Here is a 16,347-nt window from a genome sequence, read left to right as displayed (position 1 = left end):
CAGCGTCCCGGGAAAGGGGTGCCCGCCACATCGGCCGTCGCGCTCGAAGGCGCATCAGCCGATCGGTCGATGCCCCCGTACGACCCCGGCGCGCGCGAAAACTCGCTGGGCACTGTCAGTGGTGAACCGTAGGCTCGCTGCTGATGTCCACGACACGTGTATCCGCCAAGGACCGTTCCGCCGTGCGTTCCCTGCTGCGCCTGTGGCCGTACGTGCGACCCGTGCGGGTGCGGCTGTCCACCGCCGCGTTCGTGGCGGTGCTCGCCTCCTGCGTGGGGCTGGTGATCCCGCTCGTCCTGAAGTGGATGGTGGACGGGCCGGTCGCCGACCGGGACCCGGCGGGCGTGTGGCTCGGCGCGCTGTACCTGCTGCTCCTGGGGTTGGCGGAGGCGCTGCTGTTCGGGTTGCGGCGGTGGCTGGTGGCCCGGCCGCTGGCGGGCGTCGAGGCGGGGATGCGGGCGGATCTGTACCGGCACCTGCAGCGGCTGCCGGTCGCCTTCCACGACCGGTGGGCCTCGGGGCAGTTGCTGTCCCGGGGGACGACGGATCTGATGCTGCTGCGCATGTTCCTCGCCTTCCCGCTGACGTTCCTGCTGGTCAACGGGGTCACGATCCTGATCGGCGTGGGCATCATGCTGGTGCAGGACTGGACGCTGGGGCTGGTCGTCCTCGGGCCGGCCGTCCCGGTGATGATCACGTGCGCGGTCTTCGAGAAGAAGTACTCCGAGGTGGCGCGGCGCGCGCAGGACCAGGTCGGGGATCTGACGACCGTGGTCGAGGAGAGCGTGCTCGGCATCCGCATCATCAAGGGCTTCGGGCGGCACCGCAGCCAGGCCCGCGCCTTCCACGAGCTGTCGCACACGCTGCGGGGGACGGAGCTGCGCAAGGCGCGGCTGCTGGCGGCGATCTGGGCGGTCATCGTGACGCTGCCGGAGCTGGCGATCGGGGCGGCGCTGGTGGTGGGTGCGGTGCGGGTGGCGGACGGGGCGTTGTCGGCGGGGACGCTGGTGGCGTTCCTGTCGACGGCGCTGGCGCTGCGGTGGCCGGTGGAGTCGATCGGGTTCCTGCTGGCGATGAGTCAGGAGGCGGCGACGGCTACGGATCGGTACTTCGAGGTGATGGACGCGGAGGTCGAGTCGCCGGGGGGTGTCGGTGACCGTGCCCCGGTGTCGGGGGGTGGGGACCGCGGCCCGGCGTCGCGGGGTGCCTCCCCCACTCTCGGCTTCGCTCGAGCGGGGGGACCCCCACCACCCACCCGTGCCGCCCCTGGGGGTACCTCCCAGGCCGTTCAGGCACTGGGGGAGGCACGACTGCCCGCAGCGGAGGAGGGGGCGGGCGGCCTGCGGTTCGAGGGCGTCCGCTTCCGGTACCCCGACGCTCCCCCGGACTCCCCGCCCCTCCTCGACGGAGTCGACCTGCACATCCGGCCCGGCGAGTCCATGGCCCTGGTCGGTGCGACCGGCAGCGGCAAGACGACGCTGACCGCGTTGATCCCCCGGCTGCACGAGGTGACCGGGGGACGGATCACGCTGGACGGCGAGGACATCGCCGCCCTGCCCCGCGAGGAGCTGCGCGCCCTGGTCGCCGTGGCCTTCGAGGAGCCCACGCTCTTCTCGGCGAGCGTCGGCGAGAACGTGCTGATGGGAGCCGGGGAGGGCACCGGGCCCGACGCGCTGGGGCGGGCGCTCGCCGTCGCGCAGGCCGACTTCGTGCACGCCCTTCCGCAGGGCGTCGACACCCAGGTGGGCGAGCAGGGCCTCAGCCTGTCCGGCGGGCAGCGGCAGCGCCTCGCGCTGGCCCGGGCCGTGGTCGGCGGGCCGAGGTTCCTCGTCCTCGACGACCCGCTGTCCGCGCTGGACGTGCACACGGAGGCCGCCGTCGAGGCCGCGCTGCGCCGGGTGCTCGCCGACACCACCGCGCTGATCGTGGCGCACCGCCCCTCCACGGTCCTGCTCGCCGACCGGGTGGCCCTGCTGTCCGGGGGCCGGATCGCCGCCGTCGGCACCCACCACGAACTGCTGCGCACGAACGCCGAGTACGCCCATCTGATGTCCGGCGCGGGAGAACAGGAGGAAGACCGGCGATGACGGCCCCCATCACGTCCCCGCCCGCTCCCGGCGAGGCGGAGGAGCCGCCCCGGACCGACGGCGCGGAGCGCACCGGCGACGACTTCGACCGCGACGTCCTGTCCAGCCCGCCGGGTGCCACGGCGGCCCTGCTGCGGTCGCTGCTGGCGCCCATGCGGGCGCGCGTCGCCGTCACGGTGCTGCTCCTGCTGCTCCAGCAGGCGGCCGTGCAGGCGGGCCCGCTGCTGGTGGCGTACGCCATCGACCGGGCCGTGCCGGCCTTCCGCGACCACGACCACGGGCCGCTGGTCGCGGTCGGTGCCGGGTACCTGCTGTGCTCGCTGACCGGCGGTGCCCTGCAGTACGCGTTCATCGCCGCGTCCGCCCGCGTCAACCAGGACGTGCTGCTGGACCTGAGGGGCCGGATCTTCCGGCACGCGCAGGCGCTCAGCGTCGACTTCCACGAGCGCTACACGTCGGGGCGGCTCATCTCCCGCTCCACCACGGACGTCGAGTCGCTGCGGGAGCTGCTCAGCGAGGGGCTGCAGGAGCTGGTCACGGTCGTCCTGTCGTTCGTCTACATCTCGGCGATGCTGCTGTGGCTGGATCTCGGCCTCGGGGCCGTCGCCGTGGCGTCGTTCGTGCCGCTGTACGGGCTGATCCGGATGTATCAGCGGCGCGCGGGGCGCGTGTACCGGCAGCGGTCCACGGCGATCGCGGCGGTGATCGTGAAGTTCGTGGAGACGATGAACGGCATCCGGCCGGTGCGCGCCTTCCGCCGCGAGGCCGCCAACGACGCCGGCTTCGCCGTGCTGAACCGGCGCCACGAGCGGACCAACGGCGACGCGCTGCTGGAGATGGCCCGGTACGTCGTCGGCTCCCGGCTGGTCGCCAACACGGCCGTCGCGGGGATCGTGCTGTGGGGCGCGTACCGGGTCGCGGACGGCACGCTGGCGCTGGGCGTGCTGGCGGCGGCGGTGCTGTACCTGCGCCGGCTGTACGACCCGATCGACCGGCTCGGCATGTTCCTGAACTCCTACCAGTCGGCGGCGGCCTCGCTGGAGAAGATCGCCGGGCTGCTGGCCCAGACGCCGTCCGTGCCGGAGCCGGCCGCGCCGAAGGAGCTGCCGCCGCCCGTGTCGGAGCACCCGGGCCGCGAGGTCGTCTTCGACGGGGTCCGCTTCGGCTACCGCACCGGCGGTGAGGTGCTGCCCCGCTTCGACCTGACGATCCCGGCCGGGCAGACCGTCGCCGTGGTCGGCTCGACGGGCGCGGGCAAGTCGACGCTGGCCAAGCTGCTCGCCCGGTTCTACGACCCCTCCGACGGGCGGGTCCTGCTGGACGGCACCGATCTGCGCGACCTCGCCGTGCCCGAACTGCGGCGCGGGGTGGTGATGGTGACGCAGGAGGCGTTCCTGTTCTCCGGCACGGTCGCCGAGAACATCGCCATCGGGCGTCCGGAGGCGACGCGGGAGGAGATCGAGCGGGCCGCGAAGGCGATCGGCGCCCACGACTTCATCGCCGCGCTGCCCGACGGCTACGACACCGACGTCCGCAAGCGGGGCGGCCGGATCTCGGCCGGGCAGCGGCAACTGGTGGCGTTCGCGCGGGCGTTGCTCGCCGATCCGGCGGTGCTGATCCTGGACGAGGCGACCAGCTCGCTGGACGTCCCCGGGGAGCGGGCGGTGCAGCGGGCCATGGCGACGGTGCTGAAGGGCCGTACGGCGGTGGTGATCGCGCACCGGCTGTCGACCGTGGGGATCGCCGACCGGGTGCTGGTGATGGAGCACGGCCGGATCGTGGAGGACGGCGCCCCGGCCGAACTGATCGCGGGGACGGGCCGGTTCGCGGACCTGCACCGGGCGTGGCGGGACTCTCTCGCGTGAGCGGCGCCGGGGGGTGGCGGACGGGCGGCGCCTCGATCGACGCGTACGAGGATCCCGGCACGCCCGACCGCCGAGGCGGCTGGCGGTACCTGTGGTGGCTGGTCGGGCGGCAGTGGCGGCGCTGTGCGGCGGGGGCGGTGCTCGCCAGCGTGTGGATGGTGCTGCTGGCGGCGACGCCGTACCTGATGGCGCGGGCGGTCGACCACGGGCTGGAGCGCGGTGACCTGGGCGCGCTGGCCGGCTGGGCGGCGGCGCTGGTGGCGGCGGGGGCCGTCAACGCGTGGCTGGGCATCCTGCGGCACCGCGTGATGACGCGGGTCAGGATGGACGCCAACTTCCGCACGGTCAAGGTCGTCGTCGGGCACGCGACCCGGCTCGGGGCGGCGCTGCGCCGGCAGGTGGGGACCGGTGAGGTCGTCACCATCGGGGTGGGCGACGTGCAGACGATCAGCCAGTCGCTGACGGCGGTCGGGCCCGGTGTCGGCGCTGTCGTGGCGTACGCGGCGGTCGGCGGCCTGATGCTGTCGGTGTCGGCGCGGCTCGCCCTGGTGGTGCTGCTCGGGGTGCCGGCGCTGGGGGTGCTGCTGGGGCCGCTGATGGGCCGGCTGCAGGGCCGGGAGGCCGAGTACCGGGAGCGGCAGAGCGTGCTGACGGCGCGGATCGGCGACCTGGCGGGCGGGCTGCGGGTGCTGAACGGGCTGGGCGGCAAGAACCTGGTCGCGGACGCCTTCCGCCACGACTCGGCGCGGCTGCGCGCGCAGGGCTACCGGGTCGGGGCGGTGACGAGCTGGATCCAGGCCCTCGGGGTGGGGCTGCCGATGCTGTTCCTGGGGCTGGTGACCTGGCTGGGTGCCCGGCTGGCCGCGCGCGGGGAGATCAGCGTGGGCGAGCTGGTGTCGGTGTACGGCTATGTCGTGGCGCTGGGCTGGCCGGTGATGTTCCTGATCGAGATGAGCCACCAGCTCAGCCGGGGCGTGGTGGCCGCCCGCCGCGTGGTCGCGTTCCTGCGGCTGGAGCCCGAGCCGGACGAGGGCATGCGCGAGGCCCCTTCCGAGCCGTCGGTGCTGTACGACCCGGAGTCCGGGGTGCGGGTGCCGCCGGGGCGGCTGACCGTGCTGGCCGGGGCGCGGCCGGCCGACGCCGCCGCCGTGATCGACCGCCTCGGCCGGTACGCCCCCTCCGACGCGACCTGGGGGGAGGTGCCGCTGAGGGAGATCCCGCTGGCCCGGGTGCGGGAACGCATCCTGGTCGCCGACGCCGAGGCCGACCTGTTCGCGGGCACGCTGCGCGAGGTGATCGGCGCCGCGGGGCCCCGCCGGGCCGACGAGCGCCTGTCCCGGGCCGTCCGCGCGGCCGCCGCCGACGACATCGTCCGGGGCCTGCCCGAGGGGCTGGACACGCCCGTCGCCGCCCAGGGCCGCAGCCTCTCCGGCGGTCAGCGTCAGCGCGTCCGGCTCGCCCGCGCGCTGCTGGCCGACCCGGAGGTGCTGCTCGCCGTCGAACCGACCTCCGCGCTGGACGCGCACACCGAGGCGACGGTGGCACAGCGGCTGCGGGCGGCGCGCGAGGGCCGTACGACCGTGCTGGCCGGCACGTCCCCGCTGGTGCTGGACCGGGCGGACGTCGTGCACTGGCTGGTCGACGGCAAGGTGGCGGCCACCGGCGGCCACCGCGAACTGCTCGACGCCGAGCCGGGATACCGGCGGCTGGTCGCGCGAGCCACCGACGACGCCGACGCCGAGGACGCCGACGGCACCGGGGACGCCGAGGACGAGGAGGCCGTGCGATGACACCGCGGGTGCCGGGCACACCGGGGCAGCTCCCCGTCGCCGAACGCGCCGCCGTGCGCCGGGCGATGGCCGGCCTGGTGCGCGCCGACCGGCGGGCGTTCGCCGCGCTGCTCGGCCTGAACGCGCTCGCGGCCCTCGCCGGGCTGGCCGGGCCGTGGCTGCTGGGCCGGATCGTGGACGAGGTGCGGGCCGGTGGCGGGGTGGACGCCGTGGACCGGATGGCGCTCGCCATCCTGGTCTGCTCGGCGGCCCAGCTGCTGCTGGCCCGCTGGGCCCGGTACGTGGGGCACCGCTTCGGCGAGCGGACGCTGGCCCGGGTGCGGGAGCGGTTCGTGGACCGGGCCCTGGCGCTGCCGGCGTCCGCGGTGGAGCGGGCGGGTACCGGGGACCTGACGACGCGGGGCACCTCGGACGTGTCCACCGTCGGCACGACGCTGCGCGACGCGGGTCCGGAACTGCTGGTCAACGCCGTGCAGGCGCTGTTCCTCGGCGCCGCGGTGTTCGTGCTGTCCCCGGTGCTCGGCGGGGTGGCGCTGGTGCTGCTGTTGCCGATCCGGTCGGCGATGCGCTGGTACCTGCGGCGGGCCCGCGACGGCTATCTCGCCGAGGGCGCGGCCAATTCGGACGTCGCCGAGGTCGTCGCCTCCACGGTGGCGGGCGCCCGCACCATCGAGGCGTTCCGGCTGGCCGGCGAGCGGGTCGCGGCGAGCCGCCGGGCGCTGGCGGTCTCGCGGCGCACCCGCTTCCACACGCTGTATCTGCGCACCGTGTTCTTCCCGGTGGTCGAGGTGTCGTACGTCGTGCCCGTGGCGGGTGTGCTGCTGACGGGCGGGGTCCTGCACGCGCACGGAAGGGTGAGCGTGGGTGCGGTGGTGGCCTGTGCGCTGTACCTCCAGCAGCTGACCGTGCCGCTCGACGAGGTGCTGATGCGGTACGAGGAACTCCAGCGCGGCGGCGCGTCGTTCGCCCGGGTGGAGGGGCTGGCCCTCGCTCCGCGGGCCGCGGCGGACGACTCGGCGGTCCCGGAGCACGACCGCATCGACGTGTCCGGGGTGCGTTACTCGTACGACCGGGGCGGCGAGGTGCTGCGCGGGGTGGACCTGACCGTGCGGCCGGGTGAACGGCTGGCGGTCGTCGGACCGTCCGGGGCGGGCAAGTCCACGCTGAGCCGGCTGCTGGCGGGCATCGACGCGCCGGACGAGGGCTCGGTGACGGTGGGCGGGGTGCCCGTGGCCGCGCTCGCCCCGGAGCGGCTGCGCCGTCAGGTCGTGCTGGTCACCCAGGAGCACCACGTCTTCCTGGGCACGGTCCGCGACAACCTGCTCATCGCCGAGCCGGACGCGACCGACGACGAGCTGTGGGCCGCCCTCGCCGCGGTCGGCGCCGAGGAGTGGGTGCGGGAGCTGCCGGAGGGCCTGGACACCGAGCTGGGTGGCGACGGCGGCCGCGCCGACGGCTCCCGGGCCCAGCAACTGGCCCTCGCCCGGGTGGTGCTGGCCGATCCGCACACGCTGATCCTGGACGAGGCCACCGCCCTGCTGGACCCGACGACGGCCCGGCACACCGAGCGCGCGCTCGCCGCCGTACTGGCGGGCCGTACGGTCATCGCCATCGCGCACCGGCTGCACACCGCGCACGACGCCGACCGCGTGGCCGTGATGGAGGACGGCCGGCTGACCGAACTCGGCACGCACGACGAGCTGGTGGCGGCCGGTGGCGCGTACGCGGCGCTGTGGGAGTCGTGGCACGGCCGGGCGCCCTCCGTCGATGACGCGGCGGCGGCCGGCCGACTGAGCGGGCGGTCAGTAAAGGACACGCACGGCAACCATTCCGTATATCGAACATGAACGCCCGGACAACGAACGATTTCCGGCCAACTTACTGACGCGGTCCTGACAAGGGTCCGGATCTCCTGCCACTCTTCCCACGGCCGCTCCACAGCGCCCCCACAGCTTCCTGTCAGCGCTGTGCCGCGGCCGGCTCTTGGCACGTGGTTCTGCGTACCGCCCAGCTCTGCCCGGACGGCTCATCCGCCGCCCGGTCTCTCCCGGCCGCGCGACCCGCGGCCACGCAGAAGGAGTCAGTGTTGAGCAGCAGCACTCCCCACAGACGCACCTCCCACACCACGCACCGCCGCGCGGCGGGCATCGCCCTGGCCGGTGTCGCCGCGCTGATCGCCACGGCCTTCCAGGCCGGCGGCGCCACCGCCGCCCCGCGGCCGGCCCCCGCCCCGGGCGCCGAATCCGTCAAGCTCACCCCGGCCCAGCGCGCGGAACTGATCCGGGAGGCCGACGCCACCAAGGCCGGGACGGCCGGTGACCTGGGCCTGGGCGCCAAGGAGAAACTGGTCGTCCGGGACGTGGTCAAGGACCGCGACGGCACCCTGCACACCCGCTACGAGCGCACCTACGACGGACTGCCCGTCCTCGGCGGCGACCTGGTCGTCACCACCGCCGCGTCGGGGAAGACCGAGCGGGTCGTGAAGGCCACGGCCAAGGCGATCAAGCCGGCCACCGTGACGCCGAAGATCACCGCCGCCAAGGCCGAGCAGCAGGCGGTCTCCGCCGCCAAGGCCGCCGGCGCCGAGAAGCCGGACGCCGAACGCGCCCCGCGCAAGGTGATCTGGGCGGGCAACGGCACACCGGTCCTGGCGTACGAGACGGTCGTGGGCGGCCTCCAGGAGGACGGCACGCCGAACGAGCTGCACGTCGTCACCGACGCGGCCACCGGCGCCAAGCTCTACGAGTACCAGGCGATCCACCAGGGCACCGGCAACACCATGTACAGCGGCACGGTGACGCTGGGCACCGCGCAGTCCGGGTCGTCGTACACGCTGACCGACACGGCGCGCGGCAACCACAAGACGTACAACCTCAACCGCGGCACCTCCGGCACCGGCACGCTGTTCTCCGGCACCGACGACACGTGGGGCAACGGCAGCGCGTCCAACGCGGAGACCGCCGCCGCCGACGCCCACTACGGGGCCGCTCTGACCTGGGACTACTACAAGAACGTCCAGGGCCGCTCCGGCATCCGCGGCGACGGCGTGGGCGCGTACTCCCGGGTCCACTACGGCAACAACTACGTCAACGCCTTCTGGTCGGACAGCTGCTTCTGCATGACGTACGGCGACGGGTCGGGCAACACCCACCCGCTGACGTCCATCGACGTGGCCGCGCACGAGATGACCCACGGCGTCACCTCCAACACCGCCGGCCTCAACTACAGCGGCGAGTCCGGCGGCCTCAACGAGGCGACCAGCGACATCTTCGCCACCTCGGTCGAGTTCTACGCGAACAACCCCTCGGACGTCGGTGACTACCTCATCGGCGAGGAGATCGACATCAACGGCGACGGCACCCCGCTGCGCTACATGGACAAGCCCAGCAAGGACGGCGCGTCCAAGGACTCCTGGTACTCCGGCCTCGGCAACATCGACGTGCACTACTCGTCGGGCCCGGCCAACCACTTCTTCTACCTGCTGAGCGAGGGCAGCGGCACCAAGACCATCAACGGTGTCACCTACGACTCGCCGACCTCGGACGGGCTTCCGGTCACCGGCATCGGCCGCGCCAAGGCGGAGAAGATCTGGTTCCGCGCGCTCACCACGAAGTTCACGTCGACCACCAACTACGCGGGCGCCCGCACCGGCACCCTCGCGGCGGCCGGTGAGCTGTACGGCACCGACAGCGCCGAGTACAAGGCGGTGCAGGACGCGTGGGCGGGCATCAACGTCGGCTCGCGTTCGGGCGGCGGCGGCGGGGGCGGCACGACCCTCGAGAACACCGCGAACGTGAACATCCCCGACTACGGGTCCGCGGTGACCTCCTCGATCACCGTTTCCGGCCGCACCGGCAACGCGCCGAGCAACCTCCAGGTGGGCGTGGACATCGTGCACACCTGGCGCGGTGACCTGCAGATCGACCTGGTGGCCCCGGACGGGTCGACGTACCGCCTGAAGAGCAGCGGCTACGACCCGGCGGAGGACGTGCACGAGACCTACACGGTCAACGCCTCGTCCGAATCGGCCAACGGCACCTGGAAGCTGCGCGTCCAGGACAAGGGCTCGCAGGACACCGGCTACATCGACGCCTGGCGCCTCACCTTCCCGTAGGCCGCGGGTCCACGAGGCCGCCGGCGCACCGGTCCGCGCGGCCGCACCACAGTCAGGGCGCCGTTCCCGGAGGTTCGACTCCCGGGGGCGGCGCCCTCTCCATGGCCACCCGTTTTTTGCCAAGCCCATACGTGGCCGAGGTTGCGGTTTTACCGAGGTCACACGGGTTCACGTTCCCGCAACATGCGCCCGGGCATCGACTTTCGGCCAACATCATTCGACCCCGATGACATGTACGCGGCATGAGTGCCACTCTTCCGTCACTCACCGCACAACTTCGCAGTCACCGCCGGCCGGCACCCCCACGCCGGCCGGACTCCCCACCGAAGGAGCTTGTGTGTCCTCCCTCTTCGCCCGCCACAAGCGCACCACGCTGGCCGCCGCCACCGCCGTCGCGGCCGGCGCCCTGCTCACCACCGGCCTGACCGCCGGCAGCGCCGCCGCCGGCCCCTCCGGCCCCTCCGCGCCGCGGGCTCTGCCGGGCGCCCCGGTGCTGCTGTCGGACTCCGCCCGCACCGCGCTCGTCCAGGAGCAGCAGCGCTCCGCGACCGCCACGGCCCAGGAGATAGGCCTCGGCGCCAAGGAGAAGCTGGTCGTCAAGGACGTCGTCAAGGACGTCGACGGCACCGTGCACACCCGCTACGAGCGCACCTACGACGGGCTGCCCGTCCTCGGCGGCGACCTCGTGGTGCACCGGGCGAAGTCCGGCGCGACCCAGGGCGTGACCAGAGCGACGAACGCCGCCATCGAGGTCGCCACCGTGACGCCGAAGATCGCCGCGGACCGGGCCGAGCAGCAGGCGCTGGGCGCCGCGAAGGCCGCCGGGTCGTCGAAGACCGCGGCCGACTCCGCGCCCCGCAAGGTGATCTGGGCGGCCGACGGCAAGCCGGTCCTCGCCTACGAGACCGTCGTCGGCGGCCTCCAGGACGACGGCACCCCCAACGAACTGCACGTCATCACCGACGCGGCCACCGGCGCCAAACTGCACGAGTACCAGGGCATCGAGACCGGCTCCGGCAAGAGCCTGTACTCGGGCACGGTCACCCTCGGCACCTACAAGTCGGGCACGACGTACCAGCTCTACGACACCGGGCGCGGCGGCCACAAGACGTACAACCTGGCCCGCAAGACCAACGGCACCGGCACCCTGTTCACCGACGCCGACGACGTGTGGGGCACCGGCACCGCCTCCAGCTCCTCCACCGACCAGACGGCCGCCGTGGACGCCGCCTACGGCGCCCAGGTCACCTGGGACTTCTACAAGAACAGCTTCGGCCGCAACGGCATCAAGAACGACGGCAAGGCGGCCTACTCCCGGGTCCACTACGGCAACCAGTACGTCAACGCCTTCTGGTCCGACAGCTGCTTCTGCATGACCTACGGCGACGGCTACGGCAACACGAACCCGTTGACCTCGCTGGACGTGGCCGGGCACGAGATGAGCCACGGCGTCACCTCCAACACCGCCGGCCTCAACTACAGCGGCGAGTCCGGCGGCCTCAACGAGGCGACCAGCGACATCTTCGGCACCGGTGTGGAGTACTACGCGAACAACTCCGCCGACAAGGGCGACTACCTCATCGGCGAGAAGATCGACATCAACGGCGACGGCACCCCGCTGCGCTACATGGACAAGCCCAGCAAGGACGGCGCGTCCAAGGACTACTGGTCCTCCAGCCTCGGCAGCGTCGACGTGCACTACTCGTCGGGCCCGGCCAACCACTTCTTCTTCCTGCTCGCCGAGGGCAGCGGGGCGAAGACCATCGACGGGGTCAGCTACAACTCCCCGACGTACAACGGCGCCACCGTCACCGGCATCGGCCGCGCCAAGGCGCTGCAGATCTGGTACAAGGCGCTGACCACGTACATGACGTCGACGACCAACTACAAGGGCGCCCGCACGGCGACCCTGAACGCGGCCTCGGCCCTGTACGGCTCCACCAGCACCGAGTACAAGACGGTGGCCGCGGCCTGGACCGCGATCAACGTGAACTGACCGGCACGAGCACCGGCACCGGCACGACGGGCGGCACCCGGAACCACCGGTTCCCGGGTGCCGCCCTAGTCTTGGTGCCCATGTCCTTCACGTACGACGACGTCGGCGCCACCCGCGAGCAGGCCCCCTGCCCGCCCGGCTTCCGCCCCATGCACGTACGCACGCGCCTCGGGGAGGGCGAGCCGGTGTTCCGGCGCGCGGCCGAGGCCGTGCTCACCTGGGAGATGCACCGGGCGATGGGCGTCGGCATCGACGCGAGCGCGGACCGTGCCGCGCCCGGCGTCGACGTCACCGTCACCCTCGCCGGGATGATCAAGGCTCCCTGCCGGGTGGTGTGGACGCTGGAGGAGCCGCGCCGGGCCGGCTGGGCGTACGGCACGCTGCCCGGCCACCCCGAGTCCGGCGAGGAGGCCTTCGTCGTGGACCGCACCGGCGACGGCACGGTCTGGCTGACCGTGACCGCCTTCAGCCGCCCGGCCAAGTGGTACGCGAAGGCGGGCGGACCGGCGACCCGGGGCTTCCAGCACGCCTACGCCCGCCGCTGCGGCACCGTGCTGCGACGGCTGAGCGGCGGGGACGACGCGGACTGAGCCGCACCCGCCGCTTTCGGGCGTTCACCGCATCAGCAGCCCCGCCGCCTCCCCCAGCTCGTCCGACGCCACCGCGACCAGCCCCATCTCCGCGGCGGACGCCAGCAGCCGGTGGGCCGGCAGGATGCGGACCGTGTAGCCGAAGGGACCGGTGCGGTCCAGGGCGAGTGGGCCCTCGTACATCCAGCGGCCCTCCAGGTCGGGGCCGCCCACCGGTTTCAGCGGCACGGTCGCCGCGTCCGTGATGCGGTCCTCGGAGTCCACCCGGCCGAAGGCCGCCTGGACCTCCACGTCGTCCGGGGCGAGGTCGCCGAGGTTCACCCGCACCCGCAGCCCGAGCGTCGTGCCGAGCTCCGCCGTCGCGGCGGGCGCGGACGTCTCGACGTGGTCGACGCTCACGCCGGGCCAGGCCGCCCGCAGGCGGGCCTTCCACTCGGCGAGCGCGCGGGCCGCGTCCGGGTCCATGGCGCGGTGCGCCTCGGCCGCCGGCGCGTACAGCCGCTCGACGTACTCCCGGACCATGCGGCCGGCCAGCACCTTCGGCCCGAGCAGGCTCAGGGTCCTGCGGACCATCTCGATCCACCGGTCGGGCAGCCCGCTCGCGCCCCGCTCGTAGAAACGGGGGGTGATCCGCTGCTCCAGCAGGTCGTAGAGGGCGGCGGCCTCCACGGCGTCGCGCCGGTCGGCGTCCTCCCCCACCGCCGAGAGCGTGGAGGCGCCCCCGTCGGCACCGTCGGCGGTGGGGATCGCCCAGCCGAAGTCCGGCTGGTACCACTCGTCCCACCAGCCGTCCAGCACCGACAGGTTGAGGCAGCCGTTGAGCGCCGCCTTCATGCCGCTGGTCCCGCACGCCTCCAGGGGCCGCAGCGGGTTGTTCAGCCAGATGTCGCAGCCCGGGTAGAGCTTCTGCGCCATCGCCATGCCGTAGTCGGGCAGGAACACGATGCGGTGCCGCACCCGCGGGTCGTCCGCGAACCGCACCAGCTCCTGCACCAGCCGTTTGCCGCCGTCGTCCGCCGGGTGCGCCTTGCCGGCGACGACGATCTGGACCGGCCGCTCGGGATGCAGCAGCAGCTCCCTCAGCCGGTCCCGGTCGCGCAGCATCAGCGTGAGGCGCTTGTACGACGGGACGCGCCGCGCGAAGCCGATGGTGAGCACGTCCGGGTCGAGGACGTCGTCGATCCAGCCCAGCTCGGCCGTCCCCGCGCCGCGCTGCCGCCAGGAGGCGCGCAGGCGCTCGCGCACCTCGGTCACCAGCTGCTCGCGCAGGGTGCGGCGCAGCTCCCAGATGTCCTGGTCGGGGATGTCGGCGACCGAGTCCCAGCGGTCCGAGCCGCCGACGGTCAGGGCGTCCTCGGCGCGCTGCACGCCGATCTGCCGGGCGCCGAGCCGGAAGACCTCGGGGGCGACCCAGGTCGGGGCGTGGACGCCGTTGGTGACGGAGGTGATCGGCACCTCGTCGGCGTCGAAGCCGGGCCACAGCCCGGCGAACATCTGACGGCTGACGCCGCCGTGCAGCAGGGAGACGCCGTTGGCGCGCTGGGCCAGGCGCAGCCCCATCACGGCCATGTTGAACAGGCCCGGATCGCCGCCGGGATAGGTCTCCATGCCGAGCCCGAGGACGCGCTCGACGTCGATGCGCGGGAGTTCGGCGCCGGGGCCGAAGTGGCGGGCGACCAGTCCGCGGTCGAAGCGGTCGATGCCGGCCGGGACGGGCGTGTGGGTGGTGAAGACGGTGCCCGCCCGCACCGCCTCCAGTGCGGAGTCGAACTCCAGCCCCTGGTCGCGGAGTTCGGCGATGCGCTCCAGACCGAGGAATCCGGCGTGGCCCTCGTTGGTGTGGAACACCTCCGGTTCGGCGTGGCCGGTGAGCCGGCAGTACGTCCGCACCGCCCGGACACCTCCTATGCCCAGCAGCATCTCCTGCAGGAGCCGGTGTTCACTGCCGCCGCCGTAGAGCCGGTCGGTGACGCCGCGTTCACCGAGGTCGTTCTCCTCGACGTCCGAGTCCAGGAGCAGCAGGGGCACCCGGCCGACCTGGGCCAGCCAGATCCGGGCCCGCAGCTCCCGGCCGCCGGGCAGGGCGAGGGCGACGCGGGCGGAGGTGCCGTCGGGCTCCTTGAGCAGGGTCAGCGGCAGCTCGTGGGGGTCGAGGACGGGGTAGTGCTCCTGCTGCCAGCCGTCCCGGGACAGGGACTGCCGGAAGTAGCCGTGCCGGTAGAGCAGGCCGACGCCGATGAGCGGCACCCCGAGGTCGCTGGCCGCCTTCAGGTGGTCGCCGGCCAGGATGCCGAGGCCGCCGGAGTACTGGGGCAGGGCGGCGGTGATGCCGAACTCGGGTGAGAAGTAGGCGACGGCGGCGGGCAGTCGGCCCGGCCGGCCCTGGTACCAGCGGTCGCCGGTCATGTAGTGGTCGAGGTCGTCGGCCGCCGCGGCCAGCCGGCGCAGGAACCGGCGGTCCTCGGCCAGCTCCGCCAGGCGCGCGGGCGGGACGGTGCCGAGCAGCCGCACCGGGTCGCGGCCGGAGGCCGCCCAGCATCCGGCGTCGACGGACCGGAAGAGGTCGCGGGTCTCCGCATGCCAGGACCAGCGCAGATTGCGGGCCAGATCGCTGAGGGGCCGGAGGGGGTCGGGGAGAACAGGACGGACGGTCAGTCGACGGATCGCCTTCACACTCCACCTCTGCGCGTTCGCTCGATTGGACGGGGTGTGGGCCACCTCGTCGCTTATGACGGTACCGGCGTCACTCCGTCCCCCGCCGGGCGCTTCGCCCCGAGACTCCCGAATCGGCCTGAACGGCTCTGTTCCCGAACTCCCCCGGAGGGGGTGCCCGCAGGACGGGCCGCCCGTACCGGCGCGTCGATATGGCCGGATCTTTCCCCATCGACCTCCTTGTGACAGGTCGCCCCCGCGCGAAAAGCTGCACATGTCGCGGAGGCACTGATTGCGGGGGCGCCGCGCGGGAAGGCGTTCGGTCAGGGACCACCGCATGTGTCGACATACGCGCGAGTAGTTAACAAAGTGCCGGATTGCCCACCCGAACAGTGTGGGAAGGCTCCTGCGGTACGCACGGGGGAACCCCCGCAGGACCCACCTCCCCCAGAGTCATCCGCCCACCCTCGTTGACGCGGACAGGAGCGGTCATGCCCGCCACGCACCACTCGTCAGCCCCCACCGCCTCCGGCGCCGAAGCGGTCCCGGAGCGCCCGGCCGACGCCGGCCCGCCGGTCCCCGGGCCGCCCTCGGCCGGGGACTCGACCGCCGTCGGGCGCATCCCCGTCCTCGACGTGCGCCCCGTCGTCCTGCGGGGGCGCCGGCCCGCGAAGGCCGTGACCGGCGAGGCGTTCGAGATATCGGCCACCGTGTTCCGGGAGGGACACGACGCGGTGGCGGCCAACGTCGTCCTCAGAGACCCCCGGGGCCGGCCGGGCCCGTGGACGCCGATGCGGGAGCTGGCGCCGGGCACCGACCGCTGGGGGGCCACGGTGACCGCCGGGGAGCCCGGCCTGTGGTCGTACACCGTCGAGGCGTGGGGTGATCCGGTCACCACCTGGCGGCACCACGCGCGGATCAAGATCCCGGCCGGCCTCGACACGGAGCTGGTCCTGGAGGAGGGCGCGCGGCTGTACGAGCGCGCCGCCGCGGAGGTGCCGGAGAGCGAGGGGCGCGCACAGCTCCTGGCCGCCGTCGACGCGCTGCGGGACGAGTCCCGTCCGGCCGCGTCGCGGCTGGCGGGGGCGTTGACGCCGGAGGTGGAGGCGGTGCTGGCCCGGCACCCGCTGCGGGAGCTGGTCACCTCCTCCGACCCGTTGCCCCTGCTGGTCGAGCGCGAACGCGCCCTGTACGGCTCCTGGTACGAGTTCTTCCCCCGCTCCGAGGGCACCCCCCAGCAGCCCCACGGCACC

The 16,347-nt window shown here is 73.5% G+C and carries 9 protein-coding genes; 8 read left to right on the top strand and 1 reads right to left on the bottom strand.

All coding sequences use genetic code 11. The features are described from left to right. Positions 1 to 143: 143 nt before the first annotated feature. From ACIRFH_RS24665 to ACIRFH_RS24635, 7 genes are all read left to right on the top strand, one after another. Positions 144 to 2,087, top strand: a complete 1,944-nt coding sequence (locus tag ACIRFH_RS24665) for an ABC transporter ATP-binding protein (RefSeq protein WP_403524651.1) — start codon at positions 144 to 146, stop codon at positions 2,085 to 2,087. After that, positions 2,084 to 3,952, top strand: coding sequence for an ABC transporter ATP-binding protein (locus tag ACIRFH_RS24660; RefSeq protein ID WP_403524648.1), 1,869 nt, complete (start codon positions 2,084 to 2,086; stop codon positions 3,950 to 3,952). Before ACIRFH_RS24665 ends, ACIRFH_RS24660 begins: the two co-directional genes overlap by 4 nt. Continuing rightward, the gene (locus ACIRFH_RS24655) at positions 3,949 to 5,742 is read left to right on the top strand and encodes an ABC transporter transmembrane domain-containing protein (protein ID WP_403524645.1); all 1,794 of its coding nucleotides are present in this window, start codon (positions 3,949 to 3,951) and stop codon (positions 5,740 to 5,742) included. Before ACIRFH_RS24660 ends, ACIRFH_RS24655 begins: the two co-directional genes overlap by 4 nt. Then, positions 5,739 to 7,589 (top strand): ABC transporter ATP-binding protein, encoded by a 1,851-nt coding sequence (locus ACIRFH_RS24650; RefSeq protein WP_403524642.1) that lies wholly within the window; start codon positions 5,739 to 5,741, stop codon positions 7,587 to 7,589. Before ACIRFH_RS24655 ends, ACIRFH_RS24650 begins: the two co-directional genes overlap by 4 nt. A 239-nt stretch (positions 7,590 to 7,828) precedes the next feature. After that, positions 7,829 to 9,856 carry a M4 family metallopeptidase gene (locus ACIRFH_RS24645; RefSeq protein ID WP_403524639.1) on the top strand — a complete coding sequence of 676 codons (2,028 nt, stop codon included), beginning with the start codon at positions 7,829 to 7,831 and terminating at the stop codon, positions 9,854 to 9,856. A 337-nt stretch (positions 9,857 to 10,193) separates the two neighbouring features. Beyond that, positions 10,194 to 11,852: a M4 family metallopeptidase gene (locus ACIRFH_RS24640; protein ID WP_403524637.1), complete on the top strand. Its 1,659-nt coding sequence runs from the start codon at positions 10,194 to 10,196 to the stop codon at positions 11,850 to 11,852. A gap of 80 nt (positions 11,853 to 11,932) precedes the next feature. After that, the gene (locus ACIRFH_RS24635) at positions 11,933 to 12,442 is read left to right on the top strand and encodes a DUF1990 family protein (RefSeq protein ID WP_403524634.1); all 510 of its coding nucleotides are present in this window, start codon (positions 11,933 to 11,935) and stop codon (positions 12,440 to 12,442) included. A gap of 24 nt (positions 12,443 to 12,466) precedes the next feature. On the opposite strand, the gene ACIRFH_RS24630 is transcribed toward ACIRFH_RS24635, so the two are convergent. Beyond that, a complete protein-coding gene (locus ACIRFH_RS24630; protein WP_403524631.1) occupies positions 12,467 to 15,115 on the bottom strand; it encodes a glycosyltransferase family 1 protein in 2,649 nt (882 codons plus the stop codon). A 470-nt stretch (positions 15,116 to 15,585) separates the two neighbouring features. On the opposite strand from ACIRFH_RS24630, the gene ACIRFH_RS24625 reads away from it, so the two are divergent. Next, positions 15,586 to 16,347: maltotransferase domain-containing protein (locus tag ACIRFH_RS24625; RefSeq protein ID WP_403524628.1), on the top strand; the 762-nt coding region annotated here is incomplete at its 3' end.

Origin of the sequence: Streptomyces sp. NPDC093586 (assembly GCF_044764905.1) — a bacterium.
In the GTDB taxonomy this organism is placed as follows: Bacteria; Actinomycetota; Actinomycetes; order Streptomycetales; family Streptomycetaceae; genus Streptomyces.
This window is presented reverse-complemented; position numbering and strand designations above follow the sequence as displayed.